Here is a 1696-nt window from a genome sequence, read left to right as displayed (position 1 = left end):
GCGCCATCGTGCACCCCAACATCAGCGATCCCGATGACTCGAAGACCCTGACCTCCGACAACCTGGTGACCTTGACCGCGACCAAGACCGACAAGGACGGCGACAGCGCCCAGGCCACACTCAACATCGGCCAGAATCTGGTGTTCCACGATGATGGACCAACACTTGCCTTCGGCAACCTGATCGGAACCGGAAGTATCCTGCCGCAATATGGGTTCTGGGACAGTACGATCGGCGCCGACGGCCTGGGGGCTACCGGTCTGGACATTTCGCTGGTGGGCGGCCAATTCACGTTGGTCAGGCCAGACAACACCACCACGACCGGCACCGGCACACTCACCGAGACGTCGCCTTCACCCGACGCCAATGGTGCGTTCCACTTCACTGGCACCTTGACCGGGGACTTCGACAATAACGCCACAACGGCCAACACCACGATCGACTACACGCTGACGGCCTTTGCCAATGGCAGCTATACACTGGATCTGGTGCAAGGCTTCAGTTCGGTCACCACGCTCAGCAGTGCCGACGGCTCGCTCGATGCCGGCGGCCCGGACCCTGTGCGCACCTTGCTGATCCCTAAAACGAATGACCCGACCATTCCATCGGCATCCGAGGAGATCGTGTTCTTCTCCGCCAAAGCACTCGCCTCGACGGCAGACATCTTCACCGGCATAGGCCTCGGGGCCCCCGACCCGACCGAAGCCTCGCTGCAGACCAATCCCCTGCCGTCGTATATCGACCCCGCGTCGATGAACGTCAGCACGTCCGGTATCGGCGTCGCCAACAACCTGTTCCAGGGCGACAACCTGGCAGCGATCAGCGCCGCCGATGAGAGCTTCGTGATCAACCCGGAGACGCTGCTGACGGGCATGAAGGTCTTCATCGACAACTCCGTAGGGGGCTACAACACCGCGACCGAGGACCTGTACTACCGGATCTACTACGCGGATGGGACGACATCGAACCTGACCGAGGTGAATACCCTGACACCAGAGGCTGGCGGTCAGGTGTCGTTCCTGATCCAGAAGGAAGGTTCGTCACTGATTGACGCAGTGCAACTGACGATGGCGCGAGGCGACATCAAGATCCCGGTGATCGAGTTCATCAAGGAAACCGAGAACCTGGCCAGCGACGTCAAATTGCAGTTCAGTGCGACACTGACGGACAAAGATGGCGACTCCGCGAGTAGCACGTTCGACGCCAATCTGTTCGCCAACGAACCCGAAAACGCACCGTTCGACTTCACCCTGGTTGGCACGACTGGCCAGCGCGATGCCTTCAACGTCGACCTGTCGACCGATCAGCTCCTCTACCAGGTCAGCGGGTTCGATGCTGGCGCGGGGCAACGAGACACGCTGGTGCTCAATGGCGATCCAAATGCCGTCGTCCAGTCGATCGACAACAATGGCGCAGACAGCATCGTGACCATTGCCGAATCCGGCGGGCAGACGACGACCATCACCTTGGTCGGGGTCGATATCTTCAACAGCGACATCTTCAACGGCAGCGCCTGAAACACTGCGTACGTGAAACCTGCGAGGGTGGCCTGGAAACCATCCTCGCAGCGCAATGCCAGTCAGTTAAGCGAAGTGGAGCCGCTTTGCGGCCCATCGCCGGCAGGCCGGCTCATTTAACAAAACATGACTCATTGGTTCGGCGAGGTTCTTTAGGAGCAGCCTTGTGCTGCGAAGAG

Annotated in this window: 1 protein-coding gene; it reads left to right on the top strand. The window is 60.0% G+C overall.

Translation table 11 applies throughout. The annotated features are described in order from the left end of the window. A partial coding sequence (locus RR51_RS28345) for a DUF5801 repeats-in-toxin domain-containing protein (RefSeq protein ID WP_039615469.1) occupies window positions 1-1517 on the top strand: 1517 nt, incomplete at its 5' end. Window positions 1518-1696: the final 179 nt, after the last annotated feature.

It is taken from the genome of Pseudomonas sp. C5pp, assembly GCF_000814065.1.
GTDB classification, from domain to species: Bacteria; Pseudomonadota; Gammaproteobacteria; order Pseudomonadales; family Pseudomonadaceae; genus Aquipseudomonas; species Aquipseudomonas asiatica.
Note: the sequence above shows the minus strand (reverse complement) of the source record. Positions and strands in the feature narration are given on the sequence as shown.